This is a genomic window from Nocardia sp. NPDC003726 (genome assembly GCF_053586955.1).
In genome coordinates this window covers 97,270-115,548 of the sequence record NZ_JBSFNF010000008.1, presented here as the reverse complement: position 1 = coordinate 115,548, position 18,279 = coordinate 97,270, and the positions used below count along the sequence as shown (strand labels likewise).

General features: G+C 69.4%; 14 protein-coding genes and 1 riboswitch. Of the genes, 5 read left to right on the top strand and 9 right to left on the bottom strand.

Annotation, left to right across the window (positions count from 1 at the left end; genetic code table 11):
- Window positions 1–9: 9 nt before the first annotated feature.
- The 3 genes from rpmF to ACWDMM_RS13320 form a co-directional block, all read right to left on the bottom strand.
- Window positions 10–192 carry a 50S ribosomal protein L32 gene (rpmF, locus tag ACWDMM_RS13330; RefSeq protein WP_039799574.1) on the bottom strand — a complete coding sequence of 61 codons (183 nt, stop codon included), beginning with the start codon at window positions 190–192 and terminating at the stop codon, window positions 10–12.
- Window positions 193–244: 52 nt separating this feature from the next.
- Window positions 245–874, bottom strand: coding sequence for a YceD family protein (locus ACWDMM_RS13325; RefSeq protein ID WP_195078921.1), 630 nt, complete (start codon window positions 872–874; stop codon window positions 245–247).
- 88 nt (window positions 875–962) lie between these two features.
- Window positions 963–1,709 carry a DivIVA domain-containing protein gene (locus ACWDMM_RS13320; RefSeq protein WP_195078683.1) on the bottom strand — a complete coding sequence of 249 codons (747 nt, stop codon included), beginning with the start codon at window positions 1,707–1,709 and terminating at the stop codon, window positions 963–965.
- Window positions 1,710–2,095: 386 nt separating this feature from the next.
- Between ACWDMM_RS13320 and ACWDMM_RS13315 the strand changes: the two genes are divergently transcribed.
- Entirely contained in the window at window positions 2,096–2,614 is a 519-nt protein-coding gene (locus ACWDMM_RS13315; RefSeq protein ID WP_195078682.1) for a GtrA family protein, read from the top strand.
- A 16-nt stretch (window positions 2,615–2,630) separates the two neighbouring features.
- Here ACWDMM_RS13315 and coaD read toward each other — a convergent pair whose 3' ends face one another.
- Genes coaD through ACWDMM_RS13300 form a run of 3 tightly spaced genes read right to left on the bottom strand, consistent with a single transcriptional unit; the run spans window position 2,631 to window position 7,134 of the window.
- A complete protein-coding gene (gene coaD, locus ACWDMM_RS13310; RefSeq protein ID WP_195078681.1) occupies window positions 2,631–3,116 on the bottom strand; it encodes a pantetheine-phosphate adenylyltransferase in 486 nt (161 codons plus the stop codon).
- Window positions 3,117–3,169: 53 nt separating this feature from the next.
- A complete protein-coding gene (gene rsmD / locus ACWDMM_RS13305) occupies window positions 3,170–3,733 on the bottom strand; it encodes a 16S rRNA (guanine(966)-N(2))-methyltransferase RsmD (protein WP_449937509.1) in 564 nt (187 codons plus the stop codon).
- Window positions 3,730–7,134: a pyruvate carboxylase gene (locus tag ACWDMM_RS13300; RefSeq protein ID WP_449937506.1), complete on the bottom strand. Its 3,405-nt coding sequence runs from the start codon at window positions 7,132–7,134 to the stop codon at window positions 3,730–3,732. The genes rsmD and ACWDMM_RS13300 overlap by 4 nt, the downstream gene beginning before the upstream one ends.
- Window positions 7,135–7,662: 528 nt before the next feature.
- Window positions 7,663–7,892: riboswitch (cobalamin riboswitch) on the top strand.
- A gap of 147 nt (window positions 7,893–8,039) precedes the next feature.
- Here ACWDMM_RS13300 and metE point away from each other — a divergent pair.
- The 3 genes from metE (at window position 8,040) to ACWDMM_RS13285 (ending at window position 11,360) form a co-directional block, all read left to right on the top strand.
- Window positions 8,040–10,301 carry a 5-methyltetrahydropteroyltriglutamate--homocysteine S-methyltransferase gene (gene metE, locus ACWDMM_RS13295; protein WP_449937649.1) on the top strand — a complete coding sequence of 754 codons (2,262 nt, stop codon included), beginning with the start codon at window positions 8,040–8,042 and terminating at the stop codon, window positions 10,299–10,301.
- Window positions 10,302–10,663: 362 nt separating this feature from the next.
- A complete protein-coding gene (locus ACWDMM_RS13290) occupies window positions 10,664–11,041 on the top strand; it encodes a hypothetical protein (protein ID WP_449937504.1) in 378 nt (125 codons plus the stop codon).
- A 76-nt stretch (window positions 11,042–11,117) separates the two neighbouring features.
- A complete protein-coding gene (locus ACWDMM_RS13285; RefSeq protein ID WP_323124203.1) occupies window positions 11,118–11,360 on the top strand; it encodes a hypothetical protein in 243 nt (80 codons plus the stop codon).
- Between the two features lie 5 nt (window positions 11,361–11,365).
- On the opposite strand, the gene ACWDMM_RS13280 is transcribed toward ACWDMM_RS13285, so the two are convergent.
- Window positions 11,366–11,737, bottom strand: a complete 372-nt coding sequence (locus ACWDMM_RS13280) for a nuclear transport factor 2 family protein (RefSeq protein WP_195078678.1) — start codon at window positions 11,735–11,737, stop codon at window positions 11,366–11,368.
- A 227-nt stretch (window positions 11,738–11,964) separates the two neighbouring features.
- Between ACWDMM_RS13280 and ACWDMM_RS13275 the strand changes: the two genes are divergently transcribed.
- Window positions 11,965–13,386 carry a short-chain fatty acyl-CoA regulator family protein gene (locus tag ACWDMM_RS13275; RefSeq protein WP_195078677.1) on the top strand — a complete coding sequence of 474 codons (1,422 nt, stop codon included), beginning with the start codon at window positions 11,965–11,967 and terminating at the stop codon, window positions 13,384–13,386.
- 624 nt (window positions 13,387–14,010) lie between these two features.
- Here the strand turns inward: ACWDMM_RS13275 and recG are convergent.
- Together recG and ACWDMM_RS13265 are read right to left on the bottom strand one after the other, a co-directional pair.
- Window positions 14,011–16,293: an ATP-dependent DNA helicase RecG gene (gene recG, locus ACWDMM_RS13270; protein WP_195078676.1), complete on the bottom strand. Its 2,283-nt coding sequence runs from the start codon at window positions 16,291–16,293 to the stop codon at window positions 14,011–14,013.
- Window positions 16,294–16,296: 3 nt separating this feature from the next.
- Window positions 16,297–18,048 (bottom strand): DAK2 domain-containing protein, encoded by a 1,752-nt coding sequence (locus tag ACWDMM_RS13265; protein WP_195078919.1) that lies wholly within the window; start codon window positions 18,046–18,048, stop codon window positions 16,297–16,299.
- Between the last annotated feature and the right edge of the window lie 231 nt (window positions 18,049–18,279).

The following is an 18,279-nucleotide window of genomic DNA, read 5'->3' as shown; positions in this document are numbered from 1 at the left end:
GTCGTACGGTCAGACCGCCGCCGTGACCTGGCGGCCCTTGTAGGTGCCGCAGGACGGGCAGGCGATGTGCGGCAGGGTCTTCTCGCCGCAGGCGCGGTTCGGGCAGGTGATCAGGGTCGGCGCGGCGGCCTTCCACTGGCTGCGCCGCGACCTGGTGTTGGAACGGGACATCCGGCGCTTGGGAACGGCCACGACTACTTCTCCTCTGTCTAATTGCTCTGCCGGTTTCGGCTGACGGTCTTGCTCAGCGGTCTCGGTCGGCCGCACCCTCGTCGGGGCTGCCGGTGCCGGGCGATCCGGAGGCGAATTTAGCCAGTCCGGCCCAGCGAGGGTCAAGTATCTCATGCCGATGGTCGGATCCCGCAATCGCCATCCGTACGCCGCATTCCGGGCACAGTCCCGCGCAATCCGGGGTGCACAGCGGCTGCAGCGGCAACTCGAGGCCGACGGCGTCGATCACCACCGGCTCGAGATCGATGAGGTCGTCGTCCATGCGATAGACCTCGTCGTCCTCGGTGGTCTGCTCGGTGGTGCTGTCCGGGTAGGCGAACAGCTCGGTCACCTGGAGGGTGACGGCATCGGTGAACGGCTCGAGGCAGCGCGAGCACTCGCCTTCCAGCGGCGCCGAGACCGTCCCGGTGACCAGCACTCCCTCGGACACCGCCTGCAACTGCAGGTCGAACTCCACCTGCGCGCCGACGGGAACGCCGATCAGATCCAGACCGATCCGCTCCTCGGTGGTGACGGTGCGGCGCAACTCGCGCATCGTCCCCGGCCTGCGGCCGAGGCTGCGGGTGTCCAGCACGAAACCCGCGTCCGGCGAGCGGCGCTTGGCCGACTGGGGACGCGAGGCGGAACCGGAACCGGCGGACATCACGAACTCACTCACGATCGAGGGGATACGGGCAACCACTCAACAATACGCGATCACACGGTGCACGCCCAAACGCAGCCCACCGCCGCTACCTGCGGAATTCGGACGCGTAGTCGGGTGCGCCCGCCCCGCTGCGCAGCTGATGGCGGCCCCGCCCGACCGTGCGCAGCGTGCTGGTCAGCGTCTCCTCGAAATCGGCGAGCCTGGAGTCGACGTAGTGATCGCATTCCTCGCGCAGGCGATCCGCCTCGGCGTGCGCGGCGTCGATCACCCTGGCCGATTCTGCGTGCGCGGCGCGGACCACCTCGGTCTGCGTGACCAGCCGCTCCTGCTCGGCGAGCCCGTCGGCGACGGAGCGGTCGTAGGCGGCCTTGCCCGCCTCGATCATGCGCTCCGACTCCAGCCGCGCCCGCCCGGTCACCGCCTCGTACTCGGCGTTGCCGTCGGCGACCACCCGGTCGGCCTCCTCCTGGGCGGAGGCGACCAGGCGATCGGCGTGCGCGCTCGCCTCGGCGACCATCCGGTCGGCGTGCGCCTTGGCGTCGGCGAGGATGCGGTCGGCTTCCTCGCGCGCCGAGCTGATGGTGCGCTCGGCCTGCTCGTTGGCCCCGGTCACGGCGGTCTCCGCGGCGGTCCTGGCATCGGAGACGATCTTGTCGCGATGGTCGAGCACGTCCTGGGCGTCGTCGAGTTCGCCGGGCAGCGCGTCGCGGACGTCGTCGAGTAGTTCGAGCACATCGCCGCGCGGCACGATGCAGCTGCGGGTCGGGGGGATGCCGCGCGCCTCTTCGACGATGGCGACCAGTTCGTCGAGCGCTTCGAATACGCGATACATGCTCACTACCCTCCTGCGGACTCACGGCGAAACTCTCCGCCCGACGCCCAGTGTGCCCCTCGTCACCGCTCGTGCCGAGTCACTTTCCGGTGTGTCGTGCAGGTGTCTCGCACGCCACAGAAATCAAGTGGAGACCGCCTCTCCGCTTCGTGTTACATTTTTCTGGAAGGTCTACCAAGATCTTCAGCACCTACCGCGTTCCCCGGATCGCGGACAAGGAAGCCGGAGGTACGGACAACCCGCCGTCGAATGTTGACAGGCGCCGACACGTCAGCCAGTGCCCGATACGGGCCGACGAACGGAACCTGTCAAGAGTCGACGGGGGAAGCCACGCGAGCACCATCGCCGTTGTCCCCGCCGAGGGCTTGTGTTCGATCGGAAAGACGATGACCCTACTGGAACTGCCGCGACCCGGAGGAGTAAGCGCCACCAGCTTCTTCGTGCCCTGGGTCGGCCCCTCCCCGGTACTGCCGACGACCTCGGTGACGGCCGGGTTCGGCCGGCTCGCCCGGTATCTGCGCGGTGATCGCGCCTTCGCCCAACTGATCCGGTTCGCGCTGGTCGGCGGCTCCAGCAACATCGCCTACGTCCTGTTGTTCCTCGCCATGCACGGCGTCGGACCGCTGATCGCCAACGTCGTCGGCTCGATCGTCAGCACCGTGATCGCCAACGAGCTGCACCGCCAGCTCACCTTCCACGCGGCGGAACGAGTCGGCTGGTTCACCGCGCAATGGGAAGGCGGCGGCCTCGCGCTGGTCGGACTCGGCGTCAGCACGGCGGCGCTGGCCGCGCTGGGCTTGTGGGCTCCCGGGCTCGGGGACACCGCTCAGGCCGTCGCGATCCTGGCGATCACCGCCGCGGTCGGCGGCATGCGCTTCCTGGCCCTCCGCGGTTTGGTGTTCTGAACCGCCTCTCCGTACGTCAGCTCTTTCGTTCGGCCAAGCGGTCGAGGAGGCGCTTGTGTACCGACGGGGGCAGCATGTCGGCGACGTCGCCGCCGTACGTGGCGACCTCCTTGACCAGCGAGCTGGACAGGAAGCTGAAGGCGGGGTTGGTGGCGATGAAGAAGGTGTCCACCCCGGACAGCTTCTTGTTCATCTGCGCCATCTGCAGTTCGTAGCCGAAGTCGCCCGCGTCGCGCAGGCCCTTCACGATCGCGGTGATGCCCTGCTCGCGGGCGAAGTCCACGGTCAGGCCCTGCCACGACTCCACCCGGACGTTGCCCAGGTGCGCGGTCGACTCGCGCAGCATCTCCATGCGCTCATCGACGGTGAACATGCCCTGCTTCTTCGGGTTGATCATGACGGTGATGACGACCTCGTCGAACTGGGCCGCCGCCCGGGTGAAGACGTCGAGGTGTCCGTAGGTCACGGGGTCGAACGACCCGGGGCACAGTGCTCCTGCCATGAGGCGACGCTAGCAGGACACACCCGGCCCGGCACGAGTGGCCGCACCCGCTCCTATTCCTCCGGATCGAACTCGGCCAGCTCGATGCGGGTTTCGCCGTACCGGCGCGACTTGGCCGGGACGAAGCCTGCGGGCCAGACTGTTTCGGGCGAACGCGCCGAGCGCTCCAGCACGATCAGCGCACCGGGACGCAGCCAACCGCGTTCGGCCAGCGCGCTCAGGTCGGCCAGCACCACGGCGTTGTCCACCGCGTAGGGCGGGTCGGAGAAGACCAGGTCGAACTCGCCCGCCCCGCCCGATTGCAGCACACTGGCCACCGTCGCCACCCGCAGTTCGGCGCCCGGCAGGCCGAGATCGGCGATATTGCCGCGAACCACGGCCGCCGCCTTGCGATCGGATTCGACGAGCAGCGCGTGCTCGGCGCCGCGCGAGAGCGCCTCCAAGCCCAGCGCGCCGGAACCCGCGTACAGGTCGAGCACCCGCGCGCCCGCGAAGTCCAGCCGGGCGTCCAACGCGCTGAACAGCGCCTCCCGGACGCGATCGGAGGTCGGACGGGTGCCGGACGGCGGCACCCGCAGGCGCCGTCCGCCCGCCGTCCCCGCGACGATCCGCGTCATCCGGCCGACGACTCCCGTACCGCCAGTTCGATGAGCAGGTCACCGCCTTCGACCTGCTGCACGGCGCCGATGGCGACGCGGCCGACGATGCCGGCGCGCGGCGCGGTGATCGCGGCTTCCATCTTCATGGCCTCGATGGTGCCGATGGTGTCGCCCGCCGCGACCGAATCGCCCTCGGACACCGCGAGAGTGACGACACCGGCGAATGGCGCCGCGACATGACCCGGGTTGGCCTTGTCGGCCTTCTCCGCCGCCGGGATCTCGCTGGCGATCGACCGGTCGCGCACCGACACCGGCCGCAGCTGCCCGTTGAGGATGCACATCACCGTGCGCATGCCGCGCTCGTCGGGCTCGGAGATCGCTTCCAGGCCGATGAGCAGGGTGACGCCCTTCTCCAGCTGCACCCGGTGTTCCTCACCGCGGCGCAGGCCGTAGAAGAACTGGTTGGCCGACAACCCGGAGGTGTCGCCGTACTTCTCGCGGTGGGCGAGGAATTCGGCCGTCGGGCCGGGGAACAGCAACCGGTTCAACGTCGCCCGCCGCTCCTCGGAGCTGCCTGCGAGGCCCTTCTCGTCCGCGGGCGTCAACGGGGTTTCCGGCTTGGCCGCGCCGCGCCCGGCCAGCGCCTTGGTGCGGAACGGTTCGGGCCAGCCACCAGCGGGTGTGCCCAGTTCCCCGCGCAGAAAGCCGATCACCGAATCCGGGATGTCGTAGCGGCCCGGGTCGGCGGCGAAGTCCTCGACGTCGACGCCGGTGCCGACCAGGGCCAGCGCCAGGTCGCCGACGACCTTCGAGGACGGGGTGACCTTCACCAAACGGCCCAGCAGCCGGTCGGCGGCGGCGTACTTCGCCTCGACCTCCTCGAACCGGTCGCCCAACCCGAGCGCGATGGCCTGCTGGCGCAGGTTGGACAGCTGCCCGCCGGGGATCTCGTGGGTGTAGACCCGGCCGGTCGGCGCGGGCAGACCGGACTCGAACGGCGCGTACACCTTCCGCAGCGCCTCCCAGTACGGCTCCAGGTCGCACACGTTCTGCAGATTCAACCCGGTGTCGTACTCGCTGTGCGCCGCCGCGGCGACGATCGCCGACAACGCGGGCTGGCTGGTGGTGCCCGCCATCGCCGCGCTGGCGCCGTCGACGGCGTCGGCTCCGGCCTGCCACGCGGCCAAGTAGGTGGCCAGCTGGCCACCGGGGGTGTCGTGGGTGTGCACGTGCACCGGCAGATCGAAATTGCTGCGCAACGCGGTGACCAGCTTGGTCGCGGCCGGGGCGCGCAGCAGTCCGGCCATGTCCTTGATCGCCAGCACGTGCGCGCCGGCGTCCACGATCTGCTCGGCCAGCTTCAGGTAGTAGTCCAGGGTGTAGAGCGACTCGTCCGGATTCGCCAGATCCCCGGTGTAGCTGATCGCGACCTCCGCGATCGCGGTGCCGGTCTCGCGGACCGCGTCGATGGCCGGACGCATCTGGTCCACGTTGTTGAGGGCATCGAAGATACGGAAGATGTCGATGCCCGTGGCGGTCGCCTCCGAGACGAACGCGCGGGTCACCGCCTCCGGGTACGGGGTGTAGCCGACGGTGTTGCGGCCGCGCAGCAGCATCTGCAGACAGATGTTCGGAATCGCCTCCCGCAACGCCGCCAGCCGCTCCCACGGGTCCTCGTACAGGAACCGCAACCCCACGTCGTAGGTGGCACCGCCCCAGCACTCCACCGAAAGCAGCTCCGGCGTCAACCGCGCCACATGCCCCGCCACGCCCAGCAGGCCGTTGGTGCGCACCCGGGTGGCCAGCAGCGACTGGTGCGCGTCGCGGAAGGTGGTGTCGGTGACGCCGACCGCCTTCTGCTCGCGCAACGCCCGCGCGAAACCCTCCGGACCCAGCCGCAGCAGGCGCTGGCGGGAGCCGTCCGGCGGCGGCACGCTCAGATCGATCGCGGGCAGTTTGTCGTGCGGGTACACCGTGGTCGGCCGCTCGCCGTGCGGCTTGTTCACCGTGACGTCGGCCAGGTAGTCGAGGATCTTGGTGCCGCGGTCGGCGGACCTGCGCAGGGTCAGCAGCTGCGGACGCTCGTCGATGAACGAGGTGGTGACCCGCCCCGCCCTGAAGTCGGGATCGTCCAGCACCGCGAGCAGGAACGGAATATTGGTGGCCACGCCGCGAATCCGGAATTCCGCCAGCGCCCGGCTCGCCCGCGCCACCGCGGCGCCGAAGTCGCGGCCCCGGCAGGTGAGCTTGACCAGCATGGAGTCGAAGTAGGCGCCGATCTCTGCGCCCAGGTTCGCGCCGCCGTCCAGGCGGATGCCCGCGCCGCCGGGCGTGCGGTAGGCGGTGATGCGGCCGGTGTCGGGGCGGAATCCGTTGGCCGGGTCCTCGGTCGTGATCCGGCATTGCAAGGCCGCGCCGCGGATCGTCACGGCGTCCTGGCTCAGACCCAGTTGCTCGAGCGTCTCGCCCGCCGCGATGCGCAGCTGCGACTGCACCAGGTCGACGTCGGTGATCTCCTCGGTCACCGTGTGCTCCACCTGGATGCGCGGGTTCATCTCGATGAAGACATGGTTGCCGCGCTCGTCCAGCAGGAATTCCACGGTGCCCGCGCACGAGTAGCCGATCTGCCTGGCGAAGGCGACCGCGTCCGCGCAGATCCGCTCGCGTAATGCGGGGTCCAAATTCGGCGCGGGCGCCAGCTCGATCACTTTCTGGTGCCGCCGCTGCACCGAGCAGTCCCGCTCGAACAGGTGCATGACATTCCCGTGCTGATCAGCCAGGATCTGCACCTCGATATGGCGGGGGTTCACCACGGCCTGCTCCAGGAACACCGTCGGATCGCCGAACGCCGACTCCGCTTCCCGCGAGGCCGCCTCGATCGATTCGCGCAGCTGGTCGGGCGCGGCGACCCGGCGCATTCCGCGCCCGCCGCCACCGGCGACCGCCTTGACGAAGATCGGGTATTCCAGTTCCCGCGCCGCCGCCAGCAACTCTTCCACGTCCGACGACGGTGCGCTCGAACGCAACACCGGCAACCCGGCGGCCTTCGCCGCCTCGATCGCCCGCGCCTTGTTACCGGCCAGTTCGAGCACTTCGGCCGACGGTCCGATGAAGGTGATGCCCTCCCGCGCGCACGCCGCCGCCAGATCCGGGTTCTCCGACAGGAACCCGTAGCCCGGGTAGATCGCGTCCGCGCCCGCCGACTTGGCCGCCTCGATGATCGCCTCGATCGACAGGTAGGCCCGCACCGGATGGCCCGGCTCGCCGATCTGGTACGACTCCGCCGCCTTCAACCGATGGACCGAATTGCGGTCCTCGTACGGGAACACGGCGACCGTCCCGATGCCGAGTTCGTAGGCCGCGCGGAAGGCGCGGATGGCGATCTCGCCACGGTTGGCAACCAAGACTTTCGAGAACATTGACCTAAGGTACCCGGCCGCGTGAACCGCACCGACACAGAAGCCCCCTTCGCAAACCTCTTCACAAGACCGGCTAGCACCGTTGCGAAGTTGCGTTCACCGGCCCGACACATGGGCGCCGCGGCAGCAACCGATGTGCTGTCCGGAGGCCGGGATCGGTGCGGAGGTCCGAGGGCGTGGGCCGTCGAACAGGTGCCCGATGGCCGGGCGCGGTATCGAGCCGAGTTCGCCTGACCCGCGTCCGCACCTGCGGACCAGGCGAACGGCGAGTTCGAGAAGGTGGTTACCGGATGGCCCGACGTCCGGATGGCCGATGGAGCGATCCGAGTCCGCATGCGCGGGCGGGCCGGTAGCCGGAACGGGAAGCAGGCGCCCGATCGCTGCGCGTCGCGCGGGCCGGGCAATTGCCGGCGTGACATCCCTCGCGATCTGCTCGCCTCGCCGCGTCCTATGCTGAGTGGGCAGCTGGTTCACCGCAGCACGACGAGATGGAGCCCCGACGTCGCGCGACGGAGTCGAGCCCGCCCGTGCGGCGACGTCACGGCGGGTGAGAGGGAACCCGGTGGGAATCCGGGACTGTCCCGCAGCGGTATGCAGGAACGACCGCCGTCACCAGGCACTGAGTTCACCGAGCCGGAAGGCTCCGCGACTCGGGAAGCGACGGCCAGTAGGTCGGCCATCGGGAGCTATCCGGCGTATGCCGGCCCGCACGGCCGGTGCCCGCGAGTCCGAAGACCTGCCAGCCGTGCCGGGTACGCCGTATCCGGCGGCCACCGCCTCGTGGATTGGGCGCGCGGATCACCAGCTGACGTGTCGGGCTCCTCGGCCGGGAACATCACCGGCATGTCACCGGGTTCTCCGCCTGCCCGTATGGCGATGGCTTTCGTCCTCAGCAATGGAGAAACATCGTGACTGTTGCACAGCAAAAGTCGTTCACCGCGACGGTTCTCGGGCTTCCACGAGTGGGGCCGCGGCGCGAACTGAAGCGGGCCACCGAGGCCTATTGGGCAGGCAAGATCGACGCCGGTCGGTTGCACGCCGTGGCGCGCGAACTCCGGCACGCCCAGTTCGCCGAATTACAAGCCGCGGGCCTGGACTCCATTCCGGTCGGTACGTTCTCCTACTACGACCAGATGCTCGACACGGCCGAGTTGCTCGGCGCGTTGCCGCCCCGGGTCGCAGGGATCACGGACCCGCTGGAACGGTACTTCGCCGCCGCACGCGGCACCGACGCCGTCGAACCCTTGGAGATGACCAAGTGGTTCGACACGAATTACCACTACCTGGTACCGGAGATCGGCCCGGACACCTCCTTCTCGCTGCACCCGGACAAGCTGCTGGCGGAACTGCGCGAAGCGCTCGAACTGGGCGTGCCCGCGCGTCCGGTGGTGATCGGGCCGATCACCTTCCTGAAGCTGGCGAAGGCGACCGGCGGTTCGGCGCTGGCCCGGCTGATCGAGTTGCTGCCGTTGTACCGGGAGCTGCTGCGCAGGCTCGCCGTCGCCGGCGCCGAGTGGGTGCAGATCGACGAGCCTGCGCTGGTCACCGACCTCACGGCGGAGGAGATCGGCTTGGTGCAGGTCACCTACGAGGAACTGGCCGACGCCGCCGAGCGCCCTGCGGTGCTCGTCGCGACCTACTTCGGGCAGCCGGGTGCCGCACTGCCGGCGCTGGCGAGCACGGGGATAGAGGGGGTCGCCCTCGACTTCACCGCGGGCGCCGACATCTCCACCATTTCCGCGCTGGCGGGCAAGCTGGTCGTCGCGGGGGTCGTGGACGGTCGCAATGTATGGCGCACCGATCTCGACCGGGCCGTCGCCACACTCGGCGCCTTGTCGGAATCCGCTGCGCCTGTGGCGGTTTCGAGTTCCTGCTCGTTGCTGCACGTACCGTACTCGCTGGCCGCGGAAACCGGGCTGGACGAGCGACTGCGGTCCTGGCTGGCGTTCGGCGCGGAGAAGGTCGCGGAGGTACGCCTGCTCGCGACCGGATTGACCCAGGGCACGGAGGCGATCGCCGCCGAGTTGGCCGAGGTGCGCGCGGCGCTGGCGTCGCGCAGGTCGGATCCGCGGCTGAACGATCCGCGGGTGCGGGCCGCACTGGCCGCGCTCGGGCCGGACGCCGACCGCCGCGCGCCCGCCGAACAACGCCGGGAACTGCAACGGGACCGTTTGCGGCTGCCCGCGCTGCCGACCACGACGATCGGTTCCTACCCGCAGACCTCGGCCATCCGGTTGGCGCGCGCCGCGCTGCGCAAAGGCGAGATCGATCGAGCGGAGTACGTGCGCCGGATGCGCGCCGAGATCGCGGACGTCATCGCGCTGCAGGAGGAGCTGGGGCTGGACGTGCTCGTGCACGGCGAGCCGGAACGCAACGACATGGTGCAGTACTTCGCCGAGCAACTCGACGGGTTCGCGACGACCGAGCAGGGGTGGGTGCAGTCCTACGGGACGCGCTGCGTGCGTCCGCCGATCCTGTTCGGAGACGTCGCGCGGCGCGAGCCGATGACCGTCGAGTGGATCGGCTACGCGCAGTCGCTCACCGGCAAACCGGTGAAAGGCATGCTGACCGGCCCGGTGACGATCCTGGCGTGGTCGTTCGTGCGCGACGATCAGCCGTTGGACGAGTCCGCCCGCCAAGTGGCGCTGGCGATCCGGGAGGAGACCGTGGACCTGGAAGCGGCCGGCATCCGGATCATCCAGGTCGACGAGCCCGCCTTGCGGGAACTGCTCCCCCTGCGCGCGGCCGATCAGCCGGGATACCTCGATTGGTCGGTGCGGGCGTTCCGGCTGGCGACCTCCGGGGTGTCCGACGCGACGCAGATCCACACGCACCTGTGCTATTCGGAGTTCGGCGAGGTGATCGACGCGATCGCCGGGCTGGACGCCGACGTCACCTCCATCGAGGCGGCACGCTCGCGCATGGAGGTGCTCGACGACCTCAACGCGGCGGGATTCGACCTCGGCGTCGGCCCCGGCGTGTACGACATCCATTCTCCGCGTGTGCCCAGCGTGGACGAGATCACCGCATCGTTGCGCGCGGCGCTGAAAGCCATTCCGGCCGAACGACTCTGGGTGAACCCGGACTGCGGCTTGAAGACCAGGGGACGCACCGAGGTGGAAGCCTCGCTCCGCAATATGGTCGCCGCGGCGGCGGCCGTGCGGTGATCCTGCCCGCCGATCGCTGATTCGGTGCCCCCTTCGCCTGTCGAAGGGGGCACCGATCTTCCGCATCTCAGCTGGACTCCGGTTCCGGCCGAGGCGGTTGCCGCCGCCGTCGGGTGTACCGATCACACGGTTCTTCCCGCCGCGTCACCAGCAACTCCCGCGCCCGCGCCCGCATCCCTCGCCGCCACGCCGTATGACACCCGGAACAACGCTCCATCGGCTACCCCTCCTCACAAGTCGACTACGACACCGTCTTTCCCCTCTTGCCTACCTTCGACGCGCCTGTCCTCGATTCGGTTCCATCGATATGAAAATTCACTTCACAAATCCGAATGTCGCTGCGCCCTACTATCTTTCACCTCATGCCGACACAGCAGCACGAAGTGCTCGTAGAGATGTTCCGGTCGCGGCCGATTCTGGCGGCCGGTCTACTCACCGACGCGTTCGGCATCTCCCTACCCGAGTACGCTGACGCGCGCACGGAGTCATCCGACTACACGGACGTCGGCCCCACCGAGTTCCGGGGCGATGTCGCCTTGATCTGCACCGATTCGGCGGGAATCGCCGTGGCCGGCATCGTGCTGGAAGTGCAGCTCGGTCGTGACCGCTCCCGACAGTGGGCTTGGCCGGTGTATGTCAGCACTCTCCGGGCTCGATTGCAGTGCCCGGTCTTCCTGATGATCGTCACACCGGACGCTCAGGTGGCCGCGTGGTGTCGCCGGACTGCAGAGTACCGATGACGAGCGGGCGAAAATGTACTATGACCTTGTTGTCGCGGCACTGTCGAAGACGGCCCGGCATCGACTGGAGGAACTGATGACGTCGACCTTCAAGTACGAGTACCAGAGCGATTTCGCCCGTAAGTACGTGGCGCAAGGACGCGACGAGGGGCGGACCGAAGAAGCGGTGCGAGCTCTCTTCCTTGTATTGGAAGCACGCGGGATCGACATCCCGGCGAGGACCCGAGCCGAGATCGCCGGGTGCACCGATCTCGACCAGCTCGAGTCCTGGACGCGCAAGGCGGCTACGGCCGAATCCGCGAACGATCTTTTCGGCTGAGGCTCCTACAGGCCGAAAGCGCGGTTGATGGCGGCCATGTCGAAGTAGTCGCGCCAGGTGGTGATGACGCCGTCGGCGACTTCGAAGAAGCCCATGACCGCGAGCGGGGTCTCGCGCCCGGCGGAGCGGAGGGTGTCGGTGCGCTCGTTCATCACCACGTTGCCCGCGGCGATCTGGTGGTGGATGTCGAAATCGATGGCCTCGAAGGTGGTCAGGAAGCCTGCGATGAAGTCGCGGATGGCGGCGCGGCCGACAATGGGCTCCATCGGAATGTTGTGGTAGACGGCGTCCTCGGCGAAGTACGCGCTGATCCGGTCCGGATCGGGATCGGACCAGCTTCGGCACATCGCACGCACGAGTTCGTCGGGATCGGGCATTCGTTCTACTCACTTCCTGGCGCCGGAGCGGGATACCGGAACCGATCGATTGAACCAAGCAATCGTTCGGTAGGGAAGGGTGTCCTCGACTTCCGCGACGGCAAAACCTCTCTTCGCACGCTACGCAGATCGAATGCATTGCTGGACACCTGGCAAAAGCAGAGTTTTGTGTGTAATAACGCGCGTTATTGCGATGATTGCAAATAATCGCAGCTACCATCGTGCACGTGCGCAAGATGTATGCGGGCGCCCGGCTTCGGCGATTGCGTGAAGAGCGGAGGATGACTCAGGCGGCTCTGGCGAAATCGCTGGATCTGTCGCCGAGCTACCTCAATCAGCTCGAGCGCGACCAGCGCCCCCTCACCATTCCCGTACTGCTGAAACTGAATTCCACCTTCGATCTGGATGTCCAGTTCTTCGCCGCGGATTCCGACGCCCGGCTCGTCTCCGACCTGCACGAAGTGCTGGTCGACGCCGCGGGCGGGCACACCGCGCCGCTGACCGAGGTGGAAGAGCTGGCGACCCGCCAACCGGAAGTCGCCAGGATCGTCGTCGCCATGCATCGCCGACTACGCGCCGCCACCGACCAGCTCGACCTGCTGTCGGCGCGGGTGTCCGCGCCTGCGGGCGCGCCCGGTGTGCCCATGCCTTACGAGGACGTGCGCGACTTCTTCTACGACCACCACAACCACATCCCACAACTGGACATCGCCGCCGAGCAACTGTTCGAGAACTCCGGGCTGACCATCGGCTCGCTCGACCGCCAGCTCGCCCGCATCGCCGAGGAGCGCGCCGGCGTCACCGTTCTGGTGCGCGGCGACGGCGCCGACCCCACCGTCCCCAAGCGCCACTACGACCCGGAGACCCGCACGCTCACGCTCGCTCGCCGGTTGCGTCCTGGCCAGCGCGCTTTCCAGATCGCGACGACGCTCGGCCTGCTGCTGTACGGGGCCGAGCTGGATGCCGTGCTGGCCGAGAGCCCCTCGCTCACCGGCGAATCCCGCACGCTGGCGCGCATCGGGCTGGCCAATTACTTCGCGGGCGCGCTGGTGCTGCCCTACGGCCGATTCCTGCGCTCGGCCGAGGAACTGCGCTACGACATCGACCTGCTCGGTCTGCGTTTCGAGGTCGGGTTCGAGACGATCTGCCATCGGCTCAGTACCCTGCAACGGCAGGGCCAGCGTGGCGTTCCGTTCTTCTTCGTCCGTACCGACCGGGCCGGCAACATCTCCAAACGCCAGTCCGCGACCGCGTTCCACTTCTCCCGGGTCGGCGGCAGTTGCCCGCTGTGGGTGGTGCACGAGGCCTTCTCCAATCCCGGCCGGATCCTCACCCAAGTGGCCGAGATGCCCGACGGCCGCCGGTATCTGTGGATCGCGCGCACCGCGGCGATCACCCCGCACGGGTTCGGCACCGCGGCGAAGAACTTCGCCATCGGCCTCGGCTGCGATATCGAATACGCCGACCGCTTGGTGTACTCGGCCGGGCTGCAACTGGACGACCCGGCGGCTTCGGTCCCGATCGGCGCGGGCTGCAAAGTGTGCGAGCGCCCGGCGTGCCCACAGCGCGCCTTCCCGCACATCGGCAGTCCGTTGGCGATCGCCGAGCACACCAGCACCGACCTGCCCTACCCGCGGCTCGGGCGCTGACCACTCCGATTCCGGCGAATTGTTCCGGACGACCACGGCGCGGATCGTCCGGACCCTCGGCGTGCGCGGACTCGAGACGTGACCTGGTTCCGGTCGGGCTTTTCCAGACGCCGGGCCCGAGACCGCTCCTTCGTGGGCGTAGACGAGGTCGCGGCCTTGAAACGGCCGCAGCGCTGCGGTTCATTCGCCGCCGTCTGACCAGAACACCACACACAACCGCGCCCGCCAGTCCGCCGTGCGGCGCTGAACTCTTCGGCTCCCCCAGTGCGCGTATCGGTGCGCCGCCGCCGCCACACACGGACGCGAACCTCGAAGCAGCGAGCGTAAGGGTATGGCGACGGCACCGCCACGCATGCACCCACACCTCGAACCACAGAGCGTATGGGCGCGGCGACGGCACCGCCATACATGGACGCGAACCTCGAAGCGGTGAGCGTATGGGTGCGGCGGCACCACGCACGCATGCACCCACACCTCCAACCGCAGAGCGTATGGGCGCGGCGGCGACACCACCACGCATGCACCCACACCTCGAACCGGAGAGCGAGCCGACGATCCGTTGCGGGGAGCAGCCGAGGATTTCGGCATACCGCGCGACCTGTGGCGGGAAGAGCGCCCGTGCAGTCAGGACTTCGCCAGGTACTCCAGACGCTCGGAATCCACCGCCGCGTGCATCATTCCCGCGAGGCCGGGATGCCTGCGCAGCCCCGGGTCGGCGGCCACCACCGCGCGGGCGAATTCCTGCGCGGCGGTGATGACCTCGAGATCGTCCAGCAGCGACAGCAGCCGCAGCGACCGGGCCGTGCCGGACTGGGCGGCGCCGAGCACGTCACCCTCGCGGCGGGTCCGCAGGTCGAGCACCGCGAGTTCGAAGCCGTCGGTGGTTGCGGCGACCGCGTCCAGCCGAGCCATGGCCGACCCGCCCGGCGCGGCGTCCGTGATCAGCAGGCACAGGCCGGGGTGCTCGCCCCGGCCGATCCGGCCGCGCAGCTGATGCAGTTGGCTGACGCCGAACCGGTCGGCGTCGACGATCACCATCACCGTCGCGTTGGGCACGTCCACGCCGACCTCGACCACGGTGGTGCACACCAGCACGTCCACCGATCCGTCGTTGAACGCCCGCATCACCTGGTCCTTCTCGTCGGCCGGCAGCCTGCCGTGCAGCAGGCCGACCCGCACGCCGGACAGCGGGCCCGCGCGCAGCATCTCGAACACGTCGAGCACGGCCTGGGTGGTCGGTCCTTCCTTCTCACCGTCGCCGTTCTTCGCGCGCCCGTTGCGGGATCTGCCCGCGGTCTCCTCGTCGTCGCCGATACGCGAACACACCACGTACGCCTGGCGCCCGGCGGCGACCTCCTCCACGATCCGCTCCCAAGCGCGATCCACCCAGTTCGGGTGCTGTCTGCGCGGCACCACCTTGGAGACGATCGGCGAGCGGCCCTTCGGGAGTTCGGTGAGGGTGGAGGTCTCCAGATCGCCGAGCGTCGTCATGGCGATGGTGCGTGGGATCGGCGTCGCGGTCATCACCAGCAGATGCGGACTGGTCCCGGCTTTCGCCTTGGCGCGCAAGGCGTCCCGCTGCTCGACGCCGAAGCGATGCTGTTCGTCGACCACCACCATGCCGAGGTCGAAGAACTCGACGTTGTCCTGGATCAGCGCGTGCGTGCCGATCACGATGCCCGCCTCTCCGGTCACCGCTTCCAGCAGCGCCGCCTTCTTGGCCGCGGCCGACATCGACCCGGTCACCAGCACCACGCGGGTGGCGTGGTCGGCCGCGCCCAGTTCGCCCGCGGCGCCCAGCTCGCCGAGCATGCCGCGCAGCGACCGATAGTGCTGCGCGGCGAGCACCTCGGTCGGGGCGAGCAGCGCGCACTGCAGTCCCGCGTCCACCACCTGCAGCATGGCGTGCAGGGCGACGATCGTCTTGCCGGAGCCGACCTCGCCTTGCAGCAACCGGTGCATCGGCTGCTCGCGAGCCAGATCGGCGGAGATCTCCGCGACGACCTGCTGCTGCCCCGCGGTGAGCTCGAAGGGCAGCCGCTGGTCGAACGCCGCGGCGATGCCGTCCGGCCGTGGCGCGCAGGCGCGCGCCCTGCGCCCCGACACCTCGTGCCTGCGCTCGGCCAGCACCAATTGCAGAGCCAGCGCCTCGTCGAAACGCAGCCGATCCTTGGCCCGATCGATGTCACCCTTGCGCTCGGGTAGGTGGATCAGACGCAACGCGTCGGACAAGGTGGGCAGCGCGCGTTCGGCGAGCAGGTCTTCCGGCAGCGGATCGTCGAGCGGATCGAGCTGATCGAGGACCTGACGCACGCAGGCGAGCACGTCCCAGCTCTGCACCTTCGCGGTCGCGGGGTAGACGGGGATGAACTCGCGTTCCATGAAGGAGGTATCCACGCCCGCCGCGCCTTTCGCGCTCTCGGCGAGGCCGCGCAGGTCTCCGCCGCCGCGCACCTTGGTCAGCGCGCCGACCGAGTCGTCCTCGCCCTCGGTCTCCGGCAGGATCAGGTAGCCGGGGTGGCTCAGATTCCACTGGCCGGGACGCCAGTAGTTGACGGTGCCGGACATCATCGCGCGCATGCCTTCGCGGACCACGTACTTCACTTTGTCGCCGTGGAAGAAGGTGACGTCGACGCCGCGACCCGCGCCGGTGTCGAGCACCACCTTCAGCAACGACCCGCGGCGGTTGCGCATCGGCCGCAGTTCGGCCTTGGTGATCCGTCCGATGACGGTGATGTGCGAGCCGTCCTCGGGCGCTTCCTCGGTGAGCGGCTGCCCCTGCGTCGCGTACCGCAGCGGGTAGTGCCGCAGCAGGTCCTCGACGGTCTGCATCCCGAAGGCGTCCGCGAGCGAGGCCGCCGCCTTCGCGCCGAGGATGTGGTCGAGCCGATCGCTCAGTGTCGCCATGCCCTACTCCACTCCGATCTGCACCGAATCACCCTGTTGCCCACCGGAATACACGATCACCTCGACACCGGGAAAGTGCCGCGCGATATACGCCGCCAACTCGTCGCCGAGTCCGTCCGGCGCCGCGGCGCCCATCAGCAGGGTGACCAGCTCGCCACCGAAGGCGAGCAGGCGGTCCAGCAGCGTCCGTCCCGCGGCGCGCACGTCGCGCTCGATCACGACGACGTCGTGCCCGGCCAGGCCGAGCCCATCGCCCGGTGCACAGGTGCCGACCATGGTGAGCGCGCGCTCGGTCGCCACGCGCAGCGATCCCCAGCGCGTGGTGGCGGCCGCCTCCGACATGGCGAAGGCGTCGTCCACCGCGATCCGCCCGCGGTCGTGCACCGCCACCGCGGCCAGTCCCTGCACCATCGACCCACTGGGCAACAGCAGCACGTCGCGGTGGGCGTCACGCGCGGCGACACCGACGGCGACGAGTTCGTGCGCGGGCAGCGCGCCGTTGGGCAGCACCAGCACCTCGCGGTTGGGCATCCGCCGGATCGCGGCCAGCAACGTGGACGCGGTGACGGGTTCGTCCGCCAGCACCACCGCGCCCGCGTCCTCGAACAGCGCCGCCGCGCCCGCGCCCGCGACCACCGCCAGAATCCCGCGATCGGCCGGAACTCCCGCGGGCGCCGCGCTCGGGCCGAGCGCTCCGGCCACCACCTGCGTCGAATCGGCGGCCGGGGCGGACCCCGCGATGCCGTCGACGCGGGTTGCCCCGGTCCCGAACGCACCACCATCGAATGGTTCGCCCGGATCTCGACCCGCGCCCCCACTGCGATCGGCGGCGCCGATGCTCACGTCGGACAGCTCGGCATGCGACGCGAAAGCGACGTTCTCGACGCGGATCCGGCTCAGCCTGCCCGCCGCGATGCCCGCCTCCACCGCCGCACCCGCGTCGGCGCAGTGCACGTGCGCCGACCATGACCCGCTTCCGTCGCCGACCACGACGACCGAGTCGCCGAGTTCGCCAAGACGTGCGCGCAGCGCGGCCACTCTCCGCTCGTCGGAGTCGGTCAGCAGGTACATCACCTCGTACTGCGGTTCGGCCTCGCGAGCGGGCGCCGGACGCGCGGACGCCGCGGGCCGCGGGTACTCCGGCCGCGCCGGCGCCTCCCCTCTGGTCACGGCGACCAAGCTGTCCAGCAGCACGACCAGCCCGCGGGCGCCCGCGTCGACGACACCGGCCCGGCGCAGCACACCCAATTGGAACGGCGTGTCACCGAGCGCTTTGGCCGCGCCGTCGGCCGCCGCGAGCGCCACGTCGGCCAATTCCTGGTCGGGGCATCCGGCGGCCGCGGCGGTCGCGCAGTCCAGCACGGTGAGGATCGTGCCCTCGATCGGCACGCTCAGCGCCTCGCGGACCAGTTCCGAGGCCCTGGCCAGCGCGGCGCGCAGGTTGTCGGCCGTGAACGGACCGCGGTGCACCGTGTCGGCGACGCCGCGCAGCACCTGGGACAGGATGATGCCGGAATTGCCGCGGGCGCCGACCGTCGCGCCGTGCGCCATCGCGACGGCGACGGCGCTCGCGCTCCCGTTCGCCCGCGCGGCCCCCTCGCCCGCCTCCACCGCGGCGCGCATGGTGGCGAGCAGATTGGTGCCGGTGTCGGCGTCCGGCACCGGAAAGACGTTGAGCGCGTTGATCTCGTCACGCCGCTGCTCCAGGCCGGCGAGACAGGTGCGGCCCCAGCGCAGCAATGCCGTGCCGTCCATCACGTCTCGCGCTGCGGACACCGTCACCTCACTCCCTTCCGCCACCCACGCGCCACCACCGCCCGCCAGGTTAGCGGGCGGTCCCGACAGGCGACCGGCAAGACCGCGTCATTAGAATGGATATGCCCGGCGACCGATCCGGCACTCGTTCGCGGGGACCGGTTTGGTGGATCGAAGGCGGCACAGCTACCCTTGCAGGGTTGCCTCGCGCGGCCGTCACCGGTCAGCGCT

Bases quoted from the DNA above. Each gene is read 5' to 3' on its own strand.
- ACWDMM_RS13315 (WP_195078682.1), top strand. From the start codon at position 2,096: ATGACCCTACTGGAACTGCCGCGACCCGGAGGAGTAAGCGCCACCAGC.
- ACWDMM_RS13325 (WP_195078921.1), bottom strand. From the start codon at position 874: ATGTCCGCCGGTTCCGGTTCCGCCTCGCGTCCCCAGTCGGCCAAGCGC.
- ACWDMM_RS13285 (WP_323124203.1), top strand. From the start codon at position 11,118: ATGACGTCGACCTTCAAGTACGAGTACCAGAGCGATTTCGCCCGTAAG.
- coaD (WP_195078681.1), bottom strand. From the start codon at position 3,116: ATGGCAGGAGCACTGTGCCCCGGGTCGTTCGACCCCGTGACCTACGGA.
- ACWDMM_RS13290 (WP_449937504.1), top strand. From the start codon at position 10,664: ATGCCGACACAGCAGCACGAAGTGCTCGTAGAGATGTTCCGGTCGCGG.
- ACWDMM_RS13265 (WP_195078919.1), bottom strand. From the start codon at position 18,048: ATGGACGGCACGGCATTGCTGCGCTGGGGCCGCACCTGTCTCGCCGGC.
- ACWDMM_RS13280 (WP_195078678.1), bottom strand. From the start codon at position 11,737: ATGCCCGATCCCGACGAACTCGTGCGTGCGATGTGCCGAAGCTGGTCC.
- ACWDMM_RS13300 (WP_449937506.1), bottom strand. From the start codon at position 7,134: ATGTTCTCGAAAGTCTTGGTTGCCAACCGTGGCGAGATCGCCATCCGC.
- ACWDMM_RS13320 (WP_195078683.1), bottom strand. From the start codon at position 1,709: ATGTATCGCGTATTCGAAGCGCTCGACGAACTGGTCGCCATCGTCGAA.
- recG (WP_195078676.1), bottom strand. From the start codon at position 16,293: ATGGCGACACTGAGCGATCGGCTCGACCACATCCTCGGCGCGAAGGCG.
- rsmD (WP_449937509.1), bottom strand. From the start codon at position 3,733: ATGACGCGGATCGTCGCGGGGACGGCGGGCGGACGGCGCCTGCGGGTG.